Source organism: Pseudofrankia coriaricola (genome assembly GCF_032027725.1).
Classification (GTDB): Bacteria; Actinomycetota; Actinomycetes; order Frankiales; family Frankiaceae; genus Pseudofrankia.
In genome coordinates, this window is record NZ_JASNFO010000018.1 from 111922 (window position 1) to 132213 (window position 20292).

Below are 20292 nucleotides of genomic sequence, written 5' to 3' on the forward strand. Positions count from 1 at the left end.
ACCGACCCATGAGCACCACGACCTCGCCGACGCTGGAACCGGTCCGGGGGCCGTTCGTCTGGCGCGGCGACCAGCTGTCCAGGACCGACGAGTGGATCTTCCGGCTGAGCGGCGACCAGGTCGCCGAGCTGGAGGAGGCCGGCCGCCGGTTCGTCGCCGACGACCCGGACCTGCGGTTCGTCACCGCCGCCGAGTACCCGCTGCCGGTATGCGCCGGCGCGGTCCGCGTCTTCGGCGCCGACCTGGACTCCGGCCGCGGCTTCGTGCTGATCCGCGGCCTGCGGATGGATGACTACGACGACGCCCTGGCCGCCGCGATCTTCTACCTCCTCGCGCTGCACCTCGGCGAGCCGATGCGGCAGAACCTGCTCGGCGACGTCCTCGACCACATCGTCGGGGTCTCGAACAAGAAGTACCTGGAGGGTGGCCTGCCGTCGCGGACCCGCGACAAGCTGCCGTTCCACTCCGACAGCTCCGACGCCGTCGCGCTCATGTGCCTGCGCCCGCCGGCCGCCGGCGGCCTGTCCAGCCTGGTCAGCGGCGCGACCGTCTACAACGAGGTGCTCGCCCGCCGCCCCGACCTCGCGCCGCTGCTGCTTGAGCCCTGGCACTACGACTGGCGCCGCCAGGACCCGAACGCCCCGGCCGACACCTACACCTCGCCGATCGTCAGCTGGACCCAGGGCACGTTCAGCATGTACGCCGGCGGCGACATGATCGAGTCCGCGCACCGCTACCCGGGCGTACCGCCCCTCACCGCGGCGCAGAAGGAGCTGCTGGCACTCGTCGAGGAGATCACCTACGAGCCCGGCGTCGCCCTGGACATGGACTTCCAGCCCGGCGACATCCAGTGGCTGCTGAACTACGCCGCGCTGCACTCGCGGACCGAGTTCGTCAACGGCCCCGACCGGGCGCACCAGCGCCACCTGCTGCGGATCTGGCTGCGCCGCAACGTCGACCGGCCGCTGGTGCCCAGGTTCGGCAAGCACGTCGTCGTCGCCGCGCCGGACGCCCGCCAGGTCGGCCCCGGCGACGACACCGGTCGCTTCCGCATCGCCGACGCCGCCACCATCCGCGAGCGCTGGGGCGATTAGGACCGCGGGCCCACCAGTTCTCGGGCCTACCAGAAAGGAGACGCATGCCCGTCATCGACCTTGCCGATCGGACTCCGGCGCAGCGGCAGGGGATCCTGTCGCAGCTGGTGGTACCGCGGCCGATCGCGGTGATCTCGACGATGTCGGCGGACGGCGCCGTCAACGTCGCGCCGTACAGCTACTACATGCCGGTCTGTGGGCTGCCGCCGACGGTCGCGATCACGATGGGCACCCGCCGGGAGGCGACACCGCAGCCCAAGGACACGTTCGCGAACCTCGCCGCCAGCGGCGAGTTCGTCATCAACGTCGCCACCGCCCCGCTCGCCGAGCACCTTGAGACGATCGCCCGCGAGTACCCGGCCGGGGTGAACGAGGCCGCCCTCGTCGGCTGGAAGCTCAAGCCGTCGCAGCGGGTCGCGCCGCCGTCGCTCGCGGACAGCCCGGCGCAGCTGGAGTGCCGGGTCCGCGAGATCATCGACCGGGGCGACCCGGACGAGCCGTTCGCCGGCATCCACCTCGTGCTCGCAGAGGTGATCTGCGTCGTCGTCGACGACGAGCTGCTCGCCCAGGGGCACCGGATCGACCCGACGAAGATCCCCGCCGTCGGCCGGCTGGGCTTTCCCTGGTTCGTGGTCGCCCAGCCCGAGTCCATGATCGAGCTTGACCGGACCCCCTACGACCCGTCCGAGGTGATCCCGCCCGCGGCGCGGATGCCGACGGCGCGCACGGTGTAGCGGCGGCCAGAGCAGGCCGGCACGGAGCCCGGCCGACGGCCGCGGCGGCGGCCCGCCCGAAGATTGCCGGCATATGGCGATCGGGACAGGTCCATGTAACGAACCGGGGGGCGGCCGGGACCGCCCGGAACGGTTGGTGCCCAAGGCACATGGGAGCGCGACGCGCGCCCGTCTAGCCTTCAGGGCAGTGTGGAGGCCCGCCCGGACCCGCCGGGCTGATCCCGCCGGCAGGCCGGTTTGCCGGTTGGCTGGTTCGCCCGGCGGGCCGGTCACGAGCCCGGCGCCGAGAGCCGGCCGCGGGTGGCGAGCGCCGCGGCTGGATCGTCGGGAAGCGACCAGTGTCACGAACCTGTGCCCGTCGGATCACGGGCCGCAGATGCGAGCATCGGCCATCCCCATGCCACAACCCGGACACACCGCGGAGTTAGAACAACGCTCGACGTCGCCACAGCCACCGTGGGGTGGCGATGATGCCGACACGGGCCGACCCACCGGAACGACAACTGCATCCACCTCCACGGCGCGACGGATCCCGGCGGAGGCGGCCCTACAACGTCGTAGGCCGCGACATAAAGATCTTTCACCAGCTCATTCGCGGAAGGTACGACGTGACTGTTAGGTCTCTGCGCCCACGCACGGCCGCCCTCGCTGCCGGGGCCGCGGCCCTGTCGATGCTCCTGGTCTCCGCCTGTGGCGACAACTCGGCGGACACCACCACGGCCGCGGCCAGCGGTACCCCCGCCGCGGCGAAGCAGCCCGACGTGAACGGCGACGGCAAGGTCGTCATCGGCATCCTCAGCCCCGGCGACACCAACGACAACGGCTACTACGAGAGCTTCGTCGCCTCCGCCAAGACCTTCGCCGACGAGAAGGGCTGGAAGGTCATCACCCAGGACAAGCTCAACCCGGCCGACGCGGCGACCGCGGCCCGCAACATGTGCCGGCAGAACGTCGACCTGGTCGCGGTCGGCGCGAGCGAGCTCAAGGACGCGATCCCGGTCGCCGCCGAGCCCGTCTGCGCCAAGTCCAACTGGTACGTCGCCGCCGGCCAGGGCGTCGAGCAGACCCAGTACATCTCGACCTCGACCGACGACGCGAACGAGAGTCTGATGGCCGCCGGCTACGCCGCCGGTCTGTTGATGAAGGACAAGGGCGCCACCAAGGCCGGCTACGTCACCGGCCCGGAGCTGGACTTCTCCGTCGTCGCCTACAAGGCGTTCAAGGCCGGTATCCGCATGGTCATCCCGAACGCGGACGTCGTCGCCACCTACACCGGCGACTTCGACGACTCCGCCAAGGGACAGGAGGCCGCGCTTGCCCAGATCAACCAGGGCGTGCAGATGCTCTACCCGTATCTCGGCGGCGCGACGGACGCCGCCGCCAAGGTCGCGACCGAGCACGGTGTGCCCTCGCTCACCCCGGGCACCGACCGGTGCGGCGACCCCACGGCCGACTTCGCCGTGTCGGTCATCTTCAGCCCGGGCGACTACTTCACCGCCGCGCTCAAGGCCTTCTCCACGGGCGACCTGAAGATGGGCCAGACCCGCAAGTGGCAGATGGGCAAGGACGCCGTGCCGACCGTGAAGATCTGCAAGGGCACGGACGCGCAGAACAAGGCCGTCGCCGACTTCATCGCCAAGGTCGGCTCGGGTGAGATCGTCCCGGCCGACGAGGTCGCCAAGCTCGCCAGCTGAGGACCGCCGAGCAGCGCTCGCTGGGAACGGAGCGGAAACCGACGATGACACAGCCCCCGCAGCCCCCGCGGTCCGCGCGGCCCAGCCCGACCTCCCGGACCGGAGACAGGGTTCCTGCCGGATCCAGGGTCCCTGCCCGATTGGCGAAGCCGATCGAGCCGATCTGGGAGGCCGCCGATCGGGGAGGAGCCCCGGGTCCGGGAGGAGCTCCGCCGGCCGCGACTGCCCCGGCTATCGAGCTGCGGGGTATCACGAAGCGGTACGGCCAGGTGGTCGCCTGCGACGGCGTCGACCTGGCCGTCCGGCGCGGCGAGATCCACGGGCTGCTCGGCGAGAACGGCGCCGGCAAGTCCACCCTGATGAAGGTGCTGTCCGGGCTGGTCCGCCCGGACAGCGGCGTGATCCTGCGCGACGGCGTCCCGGTCGACGTGGCTGACCCGCACGTCGCCGCCGGGATCGGCGTCGCCATGGTCCACCAGCACTTCAGCCTGGTCGGCGCGCTCACCGTCTGGGAGAACGTCGTCCTCGGCGACGGCCGCGGCGGCGGCCCGGCCCTCGCCGCGGGGCAGGAGACGCGCGGGGGCTGGCTGGCTGGCCCGCACGGGCGCCGCGGCCGGCTGCGCCGCGACGAGGCCTGCGCTGACGTCGTCCGCGTCGGCGAGCGCTACGGCATCACCGTCGACCCGCTCGCCCGGGTCGACTCGCTGTCCGCCGGGCAGCGCCAGCGGGTCGAGATCATCAAGTGCCTGCGCCGGGACCCGGACGTGATCGTGCTCGACGAGCCGACGTCGGTGCTCTCGCTGGCCGAGTCCCGGGACCTGTTCGCCGTCCTGCGCCGCGCCGTCACCGGCGACGGCGCGGCGCGGGACGGTGCTGTCGCCGGTGACGGCACCGGCGACAGCGACGGCGACCCGCCGGCGAAGGCCGTCGTGCTGATCAGCCACAAGCTGGCCGAGATCCTCGGCGCCACCGATCGCGTCACCGTGCTGCGCCGCGGCAGAGTCGTCGCCCGCCGGGCGACCGCCGGCACGGACGCGGCCACCCTGGCCCGCGAGATGGTCGGCCGGGAGGTCTCGCTCGGCGAGGAGGCCGCCGCGCTCGGCCTGGCCCCGGTCATCCTGGGCACGGGCGAGAACGGCGAGACCGGTGCCGAGGTCGTCGGCGGCGAGGACCCTGCCGCCAGCGGGGCCACGGCGGCGGGCGAGGTGACGGCCACCGACGTCGTCACCGAGACGGCCACGGCCCAGGCCGCTGCCGTCGATGCGACGCGCGACGCCGCGCGCGCGGCTCGGGACAGTGCGGCAGTGCTCGAACTGGACGGCGTCACCGTGAGCGCGCTGCGCGGGGCGCCGCTGCTGGAGGGCTTCGCTCTCGGCCTGCGGGCCGGGGAGATCGTCGGGCTGTACGGCGTCGAGGGCAACGGGCAGTCCGCGCTCGGCGACGTGCTCGCGGGCCTGATCGTGCCGGACCGCGGTGAGGTGCGCGTCGGTGGCGAGGCCGTTGACCTGCGCAGGCCCGGCGCGCTGCACGCCGCCGGTGTCGGCGTGATCCCCGAGGACCGGCACCGCTCCGGCGTCGTGCTGGACATGAGCGTCGCCGACAACCTGGTGATGACCGACCTGGGGCCCGTCAGCGGCAAACTGCTGATCAGCCGGCGCCGTCAGCTGCGGCATGCCGCCGAGCTCGCGGAACGGTTCGCGATCTCCTGCTCGTCGCTCGACGCGCCGCTGCGCACCCTGTCCGGCGGCAACCAGCAGCGGGTGGTGCTTGCCCGCGAGCTCGCGGGCAGGCCGGCGGTGCTGGTCGCCGCCCAGCCGACCCGGGGCCTGGATGTCGGCGCGATCGAGGGCATGTACGCCGAGCTGCGGGCCGCCGCCGCCCGCGGGGTCGCGGTCCTGCTCGTGTCGACCGAACTCGAGGAGGTCATGGCCTTGTCGCACCGGATCGTGGTGATCTCGGCCGGCCGGGTGGTCGGTGAGCTCGCCCCCGACGAGGCCGACGCCGAACGGCTCGGCCTGCTCGTCGGCGGCGCCGCCGGCCCCGCCTCGGCGGGTCCCGCCTCGACCGGCACCGGCTCGGTCGACGCCACCGTCCGCACCGGCACCGGCACCGGCGACGGGGAAGGCGCGGCGACCGCGCTGGCCCCGGCCGGCGGGCGGGCATCCACCATCCAGGCCGGCGCGACGGGAAGCAGGCGATGAGCGTCCAGACCCCGTCCCGCCCCAAGGACCCGGCCGCCTCCGCCAGCGCCGCCCGCTCCGGCGGCCCGCTGGGCTCCGTCGACCGCGCGGCCAGGGCGCTGCTCGCGCCGACCCGCTCCGGCAGCTCACCGCTCGCCGTCGCGGTCGTCACCGTCCTCACCGTCGCCGCCGCGCTCGGCATCACCGCCGGCCTGGTCGCGATCGTCGGTGGGACTCCCGGCGAGGTGTTCTCCTCGATGCTCGACGGCAGCGTCGGCACGCCGGGCGCGTTCAGCCAGACCCTGCTCGAGGCCACGCCGCTGCTGCTCGTCGCCATCGGTTCCTGCATCAGCAGCCGCGCCGGCGTGTTCAACATCGGCCAGGAGGGGCAGATGCTGATCGGCGCCTCGGTCGGCGCGTACATCGGCCTGCGCACCCAGGGGCCGCCGGCGCTGGTGCTGACCCTGACGCTCGTCTGTTCGGCGCTTGGCGGTGCGCTGTGGGCCGCGATCCCCGCGGTGATGCGCTACCGGCGCGGTGTCGACGTCGTCGTCAGCACCCTGCTCATGATCTTCATCGCGGAGCAGCTGGTCAGCTTCGTCGTCAGCAAGCCCTGGCTGCTGCAGGAGACCCGCGTTGGCGGGCAGGTCGTCGCGCCGCAGTCCAACGCGCTCGCCCCGTCGTTCCGGCTGCCCACCCTCGGGGACTACCCGGGCCTGACCATCAGCCTCGGCGCCTTCCTCGCGGTCGGCCTCGCGATCGTCGTGGCGGTGCTGCTCGCCCGCAGCCGCTGGGGCTTCAAGCTGCGGATGCTCGGCCACAACCCTCTCGCCGCTCGGCATGCGGGCGTACGCGAGGCCACCTTCGGCGGGCTGGCGCTCGTGCTGTCCGGCGCGTTCTCCGGCCTGGCCGGCGGGGTGGTGCTCACCGGCGAGGTCTACCGGCTGCAGCCGGGGATGTCGGACAACTACGGCTGGGACGGCCTGCTGGTCGCGCTGGTCGCCAGGGACAACCCGATCGCCGCGGTCGTCACCGCGCTGGTGTTCGGCGCGCTGCGCTCCGGCGGCGGCGTGCTCGCCTCCACCGGCGTGCCGGCCTACCTGATCGACATCACCCAGGCGCTGCTCGTGTTCGCCTTCGTACTGCCGCCGGCGCTGCTGGCCCTGTGGCGGTCGGCCACCGACCGCCGCCGCCAGGCCGCCGCCGCCACCTCCGCCCAGGCCGCTCCGTCCGGGGCCGGCGCGTGACCGGCGGGCGCGGCGGGCGCGGTGCTTGCGGCGCATGCTGCGCGCGCAGAGCGTGCCGCGGCGAACGAAGCGACGGGAGAGAGGGGCAGCGGCGATGATCCTGGACGACGGCGCGACGATCCTGTCGAGCGCGATCCGGCTGGCCGCGCCGCTGGGGTTCGCGGCCTGCGGCGAGTACCTGGCCGAGCGGGCCGGGACGATGAACATCTCCATCGAAGGAATGATGATCACCGGCGCGTTCACCGCGGTGGCGACCGCGTCGGCGACCGGCTCGGCGACGCTCGGGCTGCTGGCCGGCGCGATCGCCGGCCTCGTCATCGGCGCGGTCCACGGCAACGCGTCACACCGGCTCGCTGTGAACACCTTCGTCGTCGGGCTCACCCTCAACGTGCTCGCGCTCGGCGCGACCAGCTTCTTCAACGAGAGCATGGACCTCACCGGCCACCAGGTCGCCCAGGTCAGCATCCCGGTCCTGCGGGACATCCCGCTGATCGGCGAGCCGCTGTTCGTCCAGCGCTGGCCGGTCTACCTGCTGCTCGGGCTCATCCCGCTGACCTGGTACCTGGTCGAGCGGACCAGGTGGGGCCTGGAGCTACGCGCCGTCGGCGAGAACCCGCAGGGCGCCGACGTCACCGGCATCCGGGTCAACATCCGGCGCCGGCAGGCGCTGCTGTGGTGCGGCCTGTTCTCCGGGCTCGGCGGGGCGCACCTGGCCGTCGGCGCGGTCGGCTCGTTCAACGACAACATGACGGCTGGCCGCGGCTACCTGGTGATCGCCGCGGTCATCTTCGGCGCCTGGCGGCTGCGCGGCACGATCCTCGGCGTCGCCCTGTTCGGCCTCGCCGACGCGATGCGCCTGGCCCTGCCGGCCGTCGGCGTGAAGCTGAACAGCCAGCTGCTGATCGCCGCGCCCTATCTGCTGGCGCTGGCCGCGATGGTCCTCGTCGTCCGCCGCACCCGCCAGCCCGCCGCCCTCGGCAAGCCCTTCACCCGCGGCATCGTCTAAGCCGCCGCCGGATCCGCGTTCCGGCGGTTTTGGTCACCGGTTCTGCGCCGTCATCCAGCCGGCGACCTGGGTCCGCGAGGTGAAGCCGAGCTTGGTCAGGATGTTGCGGACATGACTTTCCACCGTGCGCTCGGAGATGAACAGCCGGGCGCCGATCTCCTTGTTGCTCAGGCCTTCGGTCACCAGCCGCGCGACATCGGTTTCGCGGTGGCTGAGGATGCCTGAGTTCGGTTCGACGACCGGTGCCGCGGCGGTTTCGCGCAGCGCGAGCCGTACAGCGCCATCCCGGCTCATCTGCCGGCCGGCTTGATAGGCCGAGTCGAACGCGGCCGCGCCGAGCGCCGCGGTGGCCGACCGGGCGGCCTGGGTCAGCGCCGGCGCCAGGCCCGGGTGGTGGACAGTGGCCCCGATCTCGGCGCGTAGGTTCTCCATCGCGCCGAGGAGTTCCGCGGCCAGCCGCGGCTCGCGGTTGGCCGCCGCGCAGCATCCGAGGCTGCCGACGAGGTAGCACTGTGCCACCCGGTCGTCGATCTGGTGGGCGATCCGCAGGCCTTCGGTGAGCCAGTCGTCGGCATCCCGTAGGGCGCCCGATCGCAGCGCGGCGTAGCCCTGGTTCATCAGCATCATGCCGAGGCTGTAGAGGTCGCCCGCCTCGCGGCTGAGCCGGGCGCCTTCGGCGGCCGCCGTCGTGACCGCGCCGAGGTCGCCATCGACGAGGCCGTTGAGTGCCTGGGCCTGGTAGGTCATGAGCGTGGCGCCCAGATCGCCCAGCCCGCCGGCGATGGTCCGGGCTTCGTCGAGACGTCGTTGCGCGGACGCCCGGTCGCCGCTCATGGTTGCCGCGATCGATGCCATGGCGAGGGTCTGCGCCAGCGCGTCCGCCAGTCCGCCCGCGCGGGCCACCATCACACCACGATCGAGCGCGCGCGTCGCCGCGTCCGGATCATTCTGCAGGACGCCCAGGAAGCCGCGCGTGAAGTATGTCCAGGGATTGGCGACCGGCATCGGCCCTGCCAACAGCTCGTCGAGCCAGCGAACACCCTCGGTGGTCGCGCGGGTGATCCAGTACCAGATGAGAGCCGTCGCCATGCCGACCGCGCGCGGGAAGTCGTCGCGGCCGATGCACGTTCGCAGGACGGCCCGGATGTTGTCGATCTCCAGGTCCAGCCACGCCAGCGACGACAGCAGCCGGTACCGGCCGGTCGCGGCGGACTGCTGACACCGGGACAGATAGTAGTCGGCGCAGCGCAGCTCCACGGTGTCCGCGTCGCTGGACTCGCGCAGCCTGAGCCGCGCATACTCCCGCATCGTTTCGTGTAACCGGTAGCAGGCGGCCTCGGCGGCATCCTCCCTGCCCAGCAACGACTTGTCGATCAATGATGACAGCAGGTCCAGCGCATGGGCCGCCGGCAAATCGTCGGAGCAGCAGACGGCTTCGACGTCGTCGAGCGTGAATCGACCGGCGAACACACACAGCCGCATCAGCATCGTGCGCTCGGCCGGCGCCAGCAGGTCGTAGCTCCACTCGATCGCGGTACGCAGCGTCTGGTGGCGCGGGAGCGCGGCCCGGTCGCCGCCGGTGAGCAGACGGAACCGGTCGCTGAGCCGATCCCGGATCTGGTCCGGGCTCAGCGCCCGGGTCCGCACCGCGGCCAGCTCGATGGCGAGCGGCAGCCCGTCCAGCCGTCGACACACATCGACCACAGCGGCCCGGTTTGCCTCGGTCAGCTGGAAGCTACCCGCCGCCGCGGCCCGCTCGACGAACAGCCGGACGGCGTCGTTCTGGCTCGTCTGGGCGAGCGACTCGGCGTGAAGCGACGGCAGATCCAGCGGCGGCACCGGCAGCACATGCTCGCCCGCCACGGACAGCGGTTCCCGGCTGGTCGCGACCACGCGTACCCCGGGCGCGGCTCGCAGTACGTCGTCGATCAGCCGCGCGGTCGCGTCGAGCAGGTGTTCGCAGTTGTCGAGCACCAGCAGCAGTTCCTTTTCCCGCAGGTAGGACCGCAGCAGGGCCACCGGCTCGTTCGCGGCCTGGTCACGCAGGTCGAGTGCGGCCATCACCGCATTGCTGACCAGCGCCGGGTCCCACACCTCGGCGAGTTCCACCAGCCAGGCGCCCCCGGCAAATGTGCGCCCGAGGTCGGTGGCGATACGGACCGCCAGCCGCGTCTTACCCACCCCGCCCGGGCCGACCAGGCTGACCAGACGCGCGGAGGTCAGCTTCCTCCTCGCCTCGGCCAGCTCGTTTCGGCGGCCGACGAAACTCGCCGTCTCGGCAGGCAGGTTGCCGGATCGCCGGGTGGGCTTGGCCACGCCCCGAACGTACTATGGCTGGCCGCCACTGAATTGATCTTATGGAGCCGGATTCAGTGCTGGCTCGGTACTGCCACGGATGGCCGCGCCCGGCGCCCTGCCTACCGTGGCGGACATGCCAGCGCAGCTTCCGGTCCAGCGGGTCGAGGTCAGCTTTGTCGGTACACCACCGGTGGCGCGGATCGAGCGGGCATCGGGCGTCAGCGGCGTCGAGCGGGACGGTCCGATCGTGCGCTGCCTCGTCGCGGGCAGCTTTCAGCCGCTCCTCGAGGCGCTGCGCGGCCACGAGGTCATCACCCTGCAGTCGGCGCCGGCAGCCACCGCGTCACCACGATTCGACGGAGACATTCGATGACTACTGCGACGACCGACGCGTCGCCGGATCTCAGCTCTCAACCGCGTGCTGAGCTGCCCCTGTGGCGCCTGTACGTGCTGCGGCTCGGGTACCTGATTCTCGGCGGCGGCCTGGTGGTGTACAAATGGCCACTGCTGTTCCACCACGACAAGCCTTGGCCACTGATGACCAGTGTGGTCATCTGCATGCTGGTGGCGATGTCGGTCCTCGCTTTGCTCGGACTGCGGTATCCGATACGGATGCTGCCGATCCTGCTGTTCGAGGTGACCTGGAAAATAATCTGGCTCGCCGTCGTCGCGCTGCCGCTCTGGCTGAACCATCGGATGGACCCGGGCACCCGCGAGTTGACCAACGAGGTCCTCTGGGTCGTCATCATCCTGGCCGTCATTCCGTGGCGATACGTTTACTCGAACTACCTGGCCCGGCGTGCCGACCGGTGGCGCTAGCCCGCGCCGGTGCCCCGTCCCAGTCGGCGAGTCCGCGGCGCAGCCCGCTCCGCTCGGGACCGTGTCCCCGCCCACCTTGATCAGCCGTTCTCCCACGGCTGGCGCGGCCGCGGATGTCGTATGACCGGGCCGCCATCATCCCAAGGCGTCGGCTCAGCTCTCGGCGGGAGGGATGTTGGGGTTGAGTCGGAAGCGGTTTTCCGGGTCATAGCCGCGCTTGACCTGCCGAAGGCGTTCGACGTTGCGTCCCCAGGCTCGTGCCCGGTCAGCGTCGTTGAGATCGGCGTCGCCGCCGAAGTTGAGGTAGGTGCCCGACGCGGCCTGCAGCGTGACTGCCTCCTCGTAGGCGTCACGCACCCAGCGGATGTTCGCATCGTTGTCGGCTGGGTCCAGCCAGTTTCCGTCAAGGCTCAGTATGTACCGGGCACTGCGATCACCGAACGCGGTTTCCGTCGCCCCGACCCGCGACATGGCGCCGCCCATGAGAGGTGTGTGCACCAAGGTCTTCGGGTGCGGGCGGTCCTGACCGAGGCGGATCACGAACGCGGTCGCGTCCTCGTCGAACTGGTCCAGGTAGACGGACTTCCAGTAGCTCTGCAACCCGCCCTTCGGAAAGAGGGGGTCGAGGGCCGACTGCGCCGTCCGGTACGACAGGGCCGTGCTCATGTCGGCGAGCGGCCTGCCGAAATCGGCAAGCTCCCGGCACGCCCGTCGGCCCTCGTTCGGGTCGCCCGCGTACAAGGCGGCCGTGATGAATACATCGCGGTTGTGGACGGCGGGCGGGAATTCCGGCACCGCCGGCAACGACCAGAACAAGGCGCGGCTGGTGACCTCGTCGGGGACGGTGGACGTCCAGTCCCGCCAGCGCGGGAGTACCTCGGCGGCGGCGTCGATCGGGTAGACGACCATGCCGTTCCAGACGACCGGACCGAGCGGATAGGCCTCGAACTCGAAGGACACCACCACGCCGAAGTTCCCCCCGCCGCCGCGCAGCGCCCAGAACAGGTCCTCGTGCTCGGACGCGCTGCATCGCACAATGTCGCCACGGGCTGTCACGACTTCGGCCGCGCGCAGCGCATCGCAGGCCAGCCCGTACTTGCGGTGCAGCCAGCCGATTCCGCCACCGAGCGTAAGTCCAGCCACACCCGTGGTCGACACGACCCCGCCAGGTACCGCGAGCCCATGCAACTGCGTCTCGCGGTCGACGTCGCCCCAGGTCGCACCGCCCGCAACCCGCACACGCCGCTGTTCCGGGTCCACCCAGACACCCCGCATCGCCGACAGGTCGATCATCAAACCGTCGTCGGCCGTGCAGGTTCCAGCGATACTGTGGCCGCCGCCTCGGACGGCAACGAGGAGGTTTCGCTCCGTGGCAAGCTTGACGGCGTCGACGACGTCGGCGGTCCCGGTGCACCGGACGATGAGACCTGGTCTGCGGTCGAGCATGGCGTTCTGGATGACCCGCGCCTCGTCGTACCCGACGTCGTCCGACGTCAGAACCGTTCCCCGGAAGATTGCGCGGATCTCCCCGACCGTCTCGTCCGAGAGTGTCTGCCGCTCGCCTCCCAGCGTGAGCACCTGTGCTGGCATGGAGCGCTCCTCCCCCTCGTGCTCGCCGGTGTCCACCGGTCGGCACCGGTCTGCGCAACTCGCCCTCCAGGGTCGCGCTACAACCGGGTCGTTGCAAAGTGTGCCGGCAGGACAACCATGCGTCGCTGCGCTGCGCTGCGCTGCGCCGGGCAGAGGGTGTGGCGCGGTCTGGTTCACGGCCTTCTGGCGAGAGTCGGACCGAGGCGGTGCATGCGGGCGATGCGCTCGGAGAGGGGCTGTCGGACCCGACAGGGGGACTGTCTGACCCGACAGGTATTGTCACGGTATGCCCACAAACGAGCACGAGACGCCACTGGACCTGGTCCGTCTCGACCCGTCTCTGCCTGCCTGGGTGCAGACCGAAGTGCTTGGAGACGTCGCGCCCGCCTTCGACCACGCGGAGCTCGTCGACCCGAACGTTCGCCCGAGTACCTACCAGGGCGACGCGATGGTGGTGTGCCGCGACAAGAGCAACAAGGTCGTGCACGCCCTCGTCTACGAGATCCAACGCGGTCGGGACGTCGCCAAACTGGCCACTTGGAAGATCTACGTCGGCCAGTTGGAGGCGAGGTTCAAGGTCCCGGCACCGCTGCTGGTCCTCGTGCCCGACCGGGCCACCGCCGCCTGGTACGGGGACAAGATCGCTGCTCAGGCGAGCAGTGGCGTGCGGCCGGTGCCGCGGTTCTTCACTCCTGCCGACCTGCCGCGTGTGGTGAGAGAGGAGGCTGCCGCGGCGCACCCCGCGCGGGCGCTGTTCGCGGACCTGTGCAACCTCGACGTCGACGCCAAGAACGTTGACGAGATGTTCCCCGCCATGCTGGCGGCGCTCGCCCAACTGGACCCCGCCACCTGGCTTTTCTACGATGATGAGATCAAGGGCCGCCTCTCTGAGGCTGCCCAGAAGCGATGGGAGACCTTCCTCATGACCACCGCCCCCGGTCGGAGGTACCGAACCCGCCTCTACAACGAGCTCGACGCCCGAGCCGAGGCTCGAGGCGTGGCTCGGTCGGTGCTGACGTTGCTCGAGGAGCGCGGTGTCGCGGTTCCTGCGGAGATCCGTGAGCAGATCAACGCGTGTACTGATAGTGACCAGCTCGACCTGTGGTTCCACCGCGCGGTCACTGCGACGACTGCCTCCGACGTCCTACGGGCCGACTGACCGCCTTCATGACCGTGGTCATCGATCTGAGGCAGTTGACCGACGACTACCAGGAGCGCTACGCCCAGGCTGAGGCTTGTGGCTGGGCTGAGGCTCGCCGCCGGGGTGAGGGGTGGTCTGAGAGCTGGGCGGAGCGTTGGGCCCACCGATATATCGAGGGTTGGGTTAGGGGCGTCCTCGAGGGCGCGAAGCATTCGTTGCTGAGGCTGTTGGAGCTGCGCGGCGTAGCCGTTCCCATCGAGGTCCGCGAACGGATCCTGGCATGTACCGACCCTGTGCAGCTTGATCTGTGGTTCGACCGGGCGTTCACGGCGGCGACTGCCGAGGACGTAGTCCAGGTCGACTGATCCGGCGCGTCCCTGCGGATGGGTGGGGAAAGTCAGGTGCTGGATTCGCTGGCGCGGCGGGCGTCGCGCATGGAGCGGGCGTCCTGGCCGGCGAGGGAGTCGCTGCCGACCTCCGCGTTGTGGGCGTGGGCCAGGTGGTGCAGGCCGAAGACGGAGTCCATACCGGTCTGCAGGCCCATCAGGTCCTCGGACTGGTTCACCGCCTTCTTGGTGAGGGCGAGGCCAAGGCGCGGCATGGTGGCGATCCGCTCGGCGATCGACGTCACCTCGGCGGCCAGCTCGGCGCGCGGCACCACCCGGTTGACCATGCCCAGCTGAAGCGCCCGCTGGGCGTCGACCCGCTCGCCGAGGAACAGGAACTCCTTGGCGGCCCGCGGCCCCATCACCCACGGGTGAGCGAAGTACTCGACGCCGGGAATGCCCATCCGCACCACCGGGTCCGCGAAGAACGCGTCGTCCGAGGCGACGATCAGGTCGCAGACCCAGGCGAGCATCAGTCCGCCGGCGATGCAGGCGCCGTGGACCTGGGCGATCGTCGGCTTCGGCAGCTCCCGCCACCGCCGGCACATCCCCAGATAGACCTCCTGCTCCCGGGCGAACCGGCTCTCCGCGCCGAGCTCCCCGACGTGGTCCCACCACAGGCCCGCGCGCCGGTCGAACGACCGGTCGACGTCGCGCCCCGGCGTCCCGATGTCATGACCGGCGCTGAAATGCCTGCCCGCGCCCGCCAGGATGATCACCTTGACGGCCGGGTCGCCCGCCGCCCGGTAGAAGGCGTCGTCCAGTGCGTAGGTCATCTTCGAGTTCTGCGCGTTGCGGAACTCCGGCCGGTTCATCGTGACGCGCGCGATCGCCCCGGCCACCTCGTAGAGCACCACCGGCATCTCGGTGACCGTGACGACGGCGGGCTCCGGTTCAGGCTCGCTCCCTGCCCCGTCACCGGGCCCGGACTCGGACTCGGACGCGGTGGGGCCGGGGGCCGGAGCCGGAGCCGGAGCCGTGGCGTGCTCGGCGCGGGCCGGCTGGGTCTGCGGGCCAATGCCCGCGACCCGGGTCGCGTCGGCGGCCCGCGCCAGCGCCGTCGTGTCGTTGACCGTGGCCACAGGGGGAAGATCCGGCGCCGCCGGCCGGAAGGTCCGCTCGGTCATCGCGATCTCCTTCGCTCGCGCGGCCCGTCATGCTCGGGGCCGCGCCACCTAGTGCTTCTGGGGACGGGGCCGCCGGAGGCGCGAAGGAAGAACATGATCGCGCCTCCTTTGGCCTTCAGGTGACGAGTGTGGTTCACCGCGTCGCCCGCCATCGGGGAAATGGGACAGGTCCTACATCGCCGCGCGCTGTTGCGGCGCCGCGGCTGCTGTGGCGCCCGCGGTCGCGTCCCGCAGGCCGAGGCCGCGGGCAAGGTGGGCGCGGTGCCAGGTCGGGTCGCCATAGGCGGGGATGAGTGCCCAGGCGCGCTTGGCGAACAGGTGCAGGTCGTACTCGGTGGTGTAGGCGATCGCGCCGTGGCACTGGATCGACGCCCGGGCCGCCAGCCGGGCGGCGTCCGCGGCCAGCACCTTCGCGACGCTGGTCGCGTCCTGTGCCTCCTGTGCGTCTTGTGTCGCCCGCGGCGGCCCGGCGGCGAGTCCATCGGCGGGGAAGCGGGCCTGTTCCCAGCCGGCGGCGAGCACCGCCGGGCGGGCGAACTCGACCGCGATGTGCGCCGACGCGAGCGCGTGCTTGATCGCCTGGAAGCTGCCGACCGGGACGCCGAACTGCTGGCGCTGCTTCACGTAGGCGATCGTGATCGACAGCATCCGGGCCGCCAGCCCCACCAGTACCGCCGACGTTCCGAGCGCCGCCCGCCACCATGCCGCGTCGGCGGCGGCCCGGGCGGCCTCGGGGCCGCGCACCAGCACGGTGCCGGCGTCGTCGGTCGGCGGACCCGCGAGCCGGGCCAGCGCCCGGGCGCCGTCGACCGTCGTCACCGGTTCCCAGGCCAGCTCTCCGGCGGCGAACACCCGTAAGCCGCCCTCGGGCGGGCTAGCGCGATCTTCGGGAAGGATGACCAGGTCGGCCTGCTGGCCGTGCGGAACCAGCGTCTTGCCGGCCGCCGTGGTGGTGCCGACCGCGACGAGTGCCCGGCCGGCCAGCATGTCGGGTAAGGCGGGATGGCCGGCGGCGGCCAGCAGCGGCGCCGCGTAGACGATCGTCTCGACGGCGGGCACCGGCAGGCCGACGTAGCCGATGCGCTCCAGCAGCGGGACGGTGTGGCCGAGGTCCAGCCCCAGCCCGCCGTCGTCCTCGCCAACCAGCGCGCCGACCACACCCTGGTCGGCGAGCGTCACCCACACCTTGCGAACCTGCTCCAGCCCTGCCGGGCGGAGGCGCTGGCCACCGTCGGGCCAGGCGGCGCGGATCAGGTCGGGCGTCGCCTCGGCGTCGAGAACCGCGCCCGCCGCCGCGAGCAGCGCGACCGCCTCCTGGTCGAGCTCGAAGTCCATCCCGCCCCCCTTCTCCGCCTGGCCGCACTTCTTTCATCGGTCTGGCCGCGCTTCTTCAATCTGGCTGTGCTTCTTCGGTCTGGTCGCGCCTTCCTCGGTCTGGTCGTGTCAGGCGCGGGGCAGGCCGAGGAGTCGTTCCGCGACGACGTTGCGCTGGATCTCGTTCGTCCCGGCGTAGATCGGGCCGGACAGGGAGAACAGGAAACCCCTGCTCCACGCACCGTCCACCTCGCCGCCTTCGCCGAGCAGGTCCAGGGCGGTCTCATGGATGCGGACGTCCATCTCCGACCAGAAGAGCTTGTTCATGCTGGAGGCGGGCCCCGGCTGGCGGCCGCGCAGCATGCCGCTCACCTGGTGGAGCGTGAACAGCTGGTATGCCCGCGCGTCGATGTGGGCCTGCACGACCCGGTCGCGCAGCGCGGGGGAGGCGCCGCCGGGGACGGAGCGGGCGAGCTCGACCAGCCGGTTCGCCGTGGCCAGGAACCGCCCGGGCGGGCGCAGGGTCAGGCCGCGCTCGGAGCCGGTGGTCGCCATCGCGACCTGCCAGCCCTTGCCGACGCCACCGAGCACGTTCTCGTCCGGGACGAACACGTCGTCGAGGAACACCTCGGCGAAGCCCTCGTCGCCGTCGAGCCGGTCGAAGCCGCGGACCGTCACTCCCGGCGCGTCGAGTGGCACCAGGAAATAGGTGAGCCCGCGGTGCCGGCCCGCTGCCGGGTCCGCGCCTGGCCCAGATGTCGCGGTGGTGCGGAACAGGCCGAACAGGTGGGTACAGAACGCGCCGCGGGTCGTCCACGTCTTCTGACCGGACAGCCGCCAGCCGCCTCGCTCGTCGTCACGGACGCCGGCCGAGCGCAGCCCGGCGAGGTCGCTGCCCGCGCCTGGCTCCGACCAGCCCTGTGCCCAGGTGTCCAGCCCGGCCGCCATCCTGGGCAGGATGCGCTCCTGCTGCTCGGGCGTGCCGAACTCGAAGACGGTCGGGGCGAGCAGGAAGATCCCGTTCTGGGTGACCCGCTGCGGCGCGCCCGCGCGGGCGTATTCCTCCTCGAAGACCAGCCATTGCCACAGGCTCGCCTCGCGGCCGCCGTAGCGCTTCGGCCAGGAGACGACCGCCCAGCGGGCGTCGAAGAGCTTCGTCTCCCATTCCAGGTGGGCGGTGAAGCCCTCGCGGGTGTCACCGGACGGCAGCGGCGCCGCCGGCACGTTTGCGCTCAGCCAGGCCCGCGCCTCGGCCCGGAATGCCTCGTCCTCATCCGACCAGGTCAGGTCCATCGGGCGTCACCTCCGCGGATCAGGGCGGCCCGGCTCGGATCCGCTCCGCTGTGCGTGGCTCCCGGCCATGATCCGGTGGGATCGTCGGACCCCTGGCTCCGAAAATTCCACCAGATCATGAAACTCTGGACGGGTCGGGTCGGGAGCATCAGGCCCCGCCTTCGTCGTCCTTGCCGGCACCGGCCGCGTCGGCGCCAGCCTTCGCCGCGGAGCCGTCGGCCTTCGCCGTGGAACCCTCGGCCGGCTCAGTCGCTGTGCCCGCCGAGGCCGCTCCCGCCGAGGCCGCCCCCTTCGGGGACGTGCCCGTCGAGGACGTGCCGTTCGCTGGGCCGAGAGGGGAGCCGAAGTCGGCGCGGACCTCGTTGGCGATGCCGGCGAGGTTGAGCTCGAAGGTGAAGCCCTGCTCGTAGCGGTAGCTGCGCTTGACGTCCCAGGGGTCGATGCCGTTGAACGCCTCCTTCGCCATCCGGATCACCCGCGGGTCCTTCGCGGCGATCTCGGCGGCGAGCCCGTGCGCGGCCTCGCGCAGCCGCGCACGGGGGACGACGGTGTGGACGGAGCCGAAGGCGTGCAACTCGGCCGCCGTCGCGGTGGCAGAGGTGTACATCATCGCCCGGGCCTTGAGCTGCGGGACGAGCCGGGAAAGGTGGGTCGCGGCCCCGAGCGCGCCCCGATCGACCTCGGGTAGGCCGAAGGTCGCGTCCTCGCTCGCGACGATTACGTCCGCGTTGCCCACCAGCCCGATCCCGCCGCCGAGGCAGAAACCGTGCACGGCGGCGACCACCGGCACCGCGCATTCGTAGACCGCGGCGAACGCGGCGAAGCAGCCGCGGTTCGCGCCTATGAGCGCGCCATGGCCCGGGTCGCGCTGGATCTCCTTGATGTCGACGCCCGCGTTGAACCCTCGGCCCTCGGCCCGCAGCACCACCACCCGCACCGCCGGGTTGGCGCCAGCGGCACGGAGGGCGTCCGCGAGCGCATACCACCCGGCCACCGGCAGCGCGTTCACCGGCGGGTAGTCGACGACGATCTCGGCGATCCCCGCGCCGTCCACCACCGTCGTGATCATTCCACCTCCAGGACCCCGCTCGCCGTGCCCGTCGATCATGGGCGCGACCGGGCTACTGCCGTCCGCGACACGCCCGGAACCCCGGGGGCTCCGCACCGCCAGGACTCTAACAAGCGCTTGGTTGGCAAACCACCGGTCGCGCCCCACGGGCCGCGACCGGATCTGCGGGAGAGATGGACGCCATCTGCGGGAGAGATAGGCGCGGATTGTGTCTGAGTGATTACTTAAAACCGATGTCCGGAATTGGACTGCGCGTCGGCCGACACGCTCTGTCGCCGGACTGACGGCGCGAAGCGTGGTGATCGGACTAAATCGTCCGCACAATTGGTCCGTCACCAACGGGAGGGATCCGGGCCATGGCCATGCACCACGGCGCCGACAGTGGCCGCATCGGCCGTCAGAATTCATCGACCGGCGGCGTGCCGAGGCGGCGCGGCCACCCGCGGGCCTCCGGCCGCACCGGTCAGGGCGCCACCCGGGCCGTCCGCGGGCTCATGGTCAGCGCGCTGGTGGCCGGGCCGCTCGCGGTCCTCACGGCGCTGCCTGCCCGGGCTGACGGCGCGGACAGTTCCTTGTTCGACCGGCCCGTGGACATGCAGATCGACATCGACAGCTCGGCCGATCAGCCGCCGACGTTCGACCTGGACACGCTCGGCCGCGTGGCCGAGGGCATCGTGGGTGACCTGCTGCCCGCGCCAGGGACCGCGTCAGGCTCGGATGCCGCGTCGGGCTCGGGCACCGCGTCGGGCGGCGGCACAGGCGCGGGCACAGGTACGGGTAGCTCTGGGCGTGCCCCCGCGCCGGCCGGCCCGGCGCCGGGCACTCCGGCGGATTCCGACCCCGCCTCCGCCGGCCCCGACGGCGGCCCGGCGGCTCCCCTGGAGGCGAACCTCGACGGCGAGGGCCAGGCCGATCCCGCCGCGTCAACGTCCACCGCGGACGGTGCGTCCGCTCACGCCTCGCCGGTGGACGTCTCGCCGACCGCCGCCAACCAGGCCGTCGCGGCGTCGACGCCCGGCACGGGGACGAGCGCCGCCACCGGGGGGAACGGCGAGCTGGTTGTCAGCCACGGCAGCCTTCTCTCCTCCTCCGACAGCGCCGCGATCGTCGCCCTCGACGTCCTCGCGGTGCTGCTGGCCGGCGCCGGGCTGGTCGGCATTCCCGCGTCCGCCCTGCTCACCCGCCGTCGCGTGTCGCGATAGCGGCGCGGCAGCGAAGGTCTGCCCCTTTCACGACCAGCCATGATCGCCGAGGCCGTGTTGTCGCGGTCGCGATCTGGCCCGATCCACGCCTGCGGCGA

17 protein-coding genes are annotated in these 20292 nt (G+C 71.8%); 11 read left to right on the forward strand and 6 right to left on the reverse strand.

All coding sequences use genetic code 11. The annotated features are described in order from the left end of the window. Window positions 1–8 precede the first annotated feature (8 nt). The 6 genes from QOZ89_RS10805 to QOZ89_RS10830 all read left to right on the forward strand — a co-directional run bounded on the left by QOZ89_RS10805 (window position 9) and on the right by QOZ89_RS10830 (window position 7955). Window positions 9–1094: a TauD/TfdA family dioxygenase gene (locus QOZ89_RS10805; RefSeq protein ID WP_071053122.1), complete on the forward strand. Its 1086-nt coding sequence runs from the start codon at window positions 9–11 to the stop codon at window positions 1092–1094. A 44-nt stretch (window positions 1095–1138) separates the two neighbouring features. Further along, the gene (locus QOZ89_RS10810; RefSeq protein WP_312623654.1) at window positions 1139–1828 is read left to right on the forward strand and encodes a flavin reductase family protein; all 690 of its coding nucleotides are present in this window, start codon (window positions 1139–1141) and stop codon (window positions 1826–1828) included. Window positions 1829–2436: 608 nt separating this feature from the next. Then, a complete protein-coding gene (locus tag QOZ89_RS10815) occupies window positions 2437–3522 on the forward strand; it encodes a BMP family ABC transporter substrate-binding protein (RefSeq protein WP_071053124.1) in 1086 nt (361 codons plus the stop codon). Between the two features lie 140 nt (window positions 3523–3662). Next, entirely contained in the window at window positions 3663–5723 is a 2061-nt protein-coding gene (locus QOZ89_RS10820; RefSeq protein ID WP_071053125.1) for an ABC transporter ATP-binding protein, read from the forward strand. Then, entirely contained in the window at window positions 5720–6949 is a 1230-nt protein-coding gene (locus tag QOZ89_RS10825; RefSeq protein WP_071053126.1) for an ABC transporter permease, read from the forward strand. The genes QOZ89_RS10820 and QOZ89_RS10825 overlap by 4 nt, the downstream gene beginning before the upstream one ends. Window positions 6950–7043: 94 nt before the next feature. Further along, the gene (locus QOZ89_RS10830) at window positions 7044–7955 is read left to right on the forward strand and encodes an ABC transporter permease (RefSeq protein ID WP_071053127.1); all 912 of its coding nucleotides are present in this window, start codon (window positions 7044–7046) and stop codon (window positions 7953–7955) included. Window positions 7956–7988: 33 nt separating this feature from the next. Here the strand turns inward: QOZ89_RS10830 and QOZ89_RS10835 are convergent, their stop codons facing one another. Further along, window positions 7989–10271, reverse strand: coding sequence for a helix-turn-helix transcriptional regulator (locus tag QOZ89_RS10835; RefSeq protein WP_312623656.1), 2283 nt, complete (start codon window positions 10269–10271; stop codon window positions 7989–7991). Window positions 10272–10386: 115 nt separating this feature from the next. Between QOZ89_RS10835 and QOZ89_RS10840 the strand changes: the two genes are divergently transcribed. Together QOZ89_RS10840 and QOZ89_RS10845 are read left to right on the forward strand one after the other, a co-directional pair. Beyond that, a complete protein-coding gene (locus QOZ89_RS10840; protein WP_131804180.1) occupies window positions 10387–10626 on the forward strand; it encodes a hypothetical protein in 240 nt (79 codons plus the stop codon). Then, window positions 10623–11072, forward strand: coding sequence for a hypothetical protein (locus QOZ89_RS10845; protein WP_071053130.1), 450 nt, complete (start codon window positions 10623–10625; stop codon window positions 11070–11072). Before QOZ89_RS10840 ends, QOZ89_RS10845 begins: the two co-directional genes overlap by 4 nt. A 153-nt stretch (window positions 11073–11225) precedes the next feature. Here QOZ89_RS10845 and QOZ89_RS10850 read toward each other — a convergent pair whose 3' ends face one another. Then, window positions 11226–12662, reverse strand: coding sequence for an FAD-binding oxidoreductase (locus QOZ89_RS10850; protein ID WP_071053131.1), 1437 nt, complete (start codon window positions 12660–12662; stop codon window positions 11226–11228). A gap of 286 nt (window positions 12663–12948) precedes the next feature. Here QOZ89_RS10850 and QOZ89_RS10855 point away from each other — a divergent pair, with 286 nt between their 5' ends. Both QOZ89_RS10855 and QOZ89_RS10860 read left to right on the forward strand, forming a co-directional pair. After that, the gene (locus QOZ89_RS10855; RefSeq protein WP_071053132.1) at window positions 12949–13821 is read left to right on the forward strand and encodes a hypothetical protein; all 873 of its coding nucleotides are present in this window, start codon (window positions 12949–12951) and stop codon (window positions 13819–13821) included. An 8-nt stretch (window positions 13822–13829) separates the two neighbouring features. Beyond that, window positions 13830–14168: a hypothetical protein gene (locus QOZ89_RS10860; protein ID WP_116271799.1), complete on the forward strand. Its 339-nt coding sequence runs from the start codon at window positions 13830–13832 to the stop codon at window positions 14166–14168. Between the two features lie 32 nt (window positions 14169–14200). Here the strand turns inward: QOZ89_RS10860 and QOZ89_RS10865 are convergent, their stop codons facing one another. The 4 genes from QOZ89_RS10865 to QOZ89_RS10880 all read right to left on the reverse strand — a co-directional run bounded on the left by QOZ89_RS10865 (window position 14201) and on the right by QOZ89_RS10880 (window position 18992). After that, window positions 14201–15316 carry an enoyl-CoA hydratase gene (locus tag QOZ89_RS10865; protein WP_241842305.1) on the reverse strand — a complete coding sequence of 372 codons (1116 nt, stop codon included), beginning with the start codon at window positions 15314–15316 and terminating at the stop codon, window positions 14201–14203. 171 nt (window positions 15317–15487) lie between these two features. Beyond that, complete coding sequence (locus QOZ89_RS10870) at window positions 15488–16651, reverse strand: acyl-CoA dehydrogenase family protein (protein WP_071053133.1); 1164 nt, start codon at window positions 16649–16651, stop codon at window positions 15488–15490. A 108-nt stretch (window positions 16652–16759) separates the two neighbouring features. Continuing rightward, window positions 16760–17923 carry an acyl-CoA dehydrogenase family protein gene (locus QOZ89_RS10875; protein ID WP_071053134.1) on the reverse strand — a complete coding sequence of 388 codons (1164 nt, stop codon included), beginning with the start codon at window positions 17921–17923 and terminating at the stop codon, window positions 16760–16762. Window positions 17924–18071: 148 nt separating this feature from the next. Then, window positions 18072–18992, reverse strand: coding sequence for an enoyl-CoA hydratase family protein (locus QOZ89_RS10880; protein WP_241842306.1), 921 nt, complete (start codon window positions 18990–18992; stop codon window positions 18072–18074). A gap of 356 nt (window positions 18993–19348) precedes the next feature. On the opposite strand from QOZ89_RS10880, the gene QOZ89_RS10885 reads away from it, so the two are divergent. Further along, the gene (locus QOZ89_RS10885) at window positions 19349–20194 is read left to right on the forward strand and encodes a hypothetical protein (protein ID WP_071053135.1); all 846 of its coding nucleotides are present in this window, start codon (window positions 19349–19351) and stop codon (window positions 20192–20194) included. The last annotated feature ends 98 nt before the right edge of the window (window positions 20195–20292 follow it).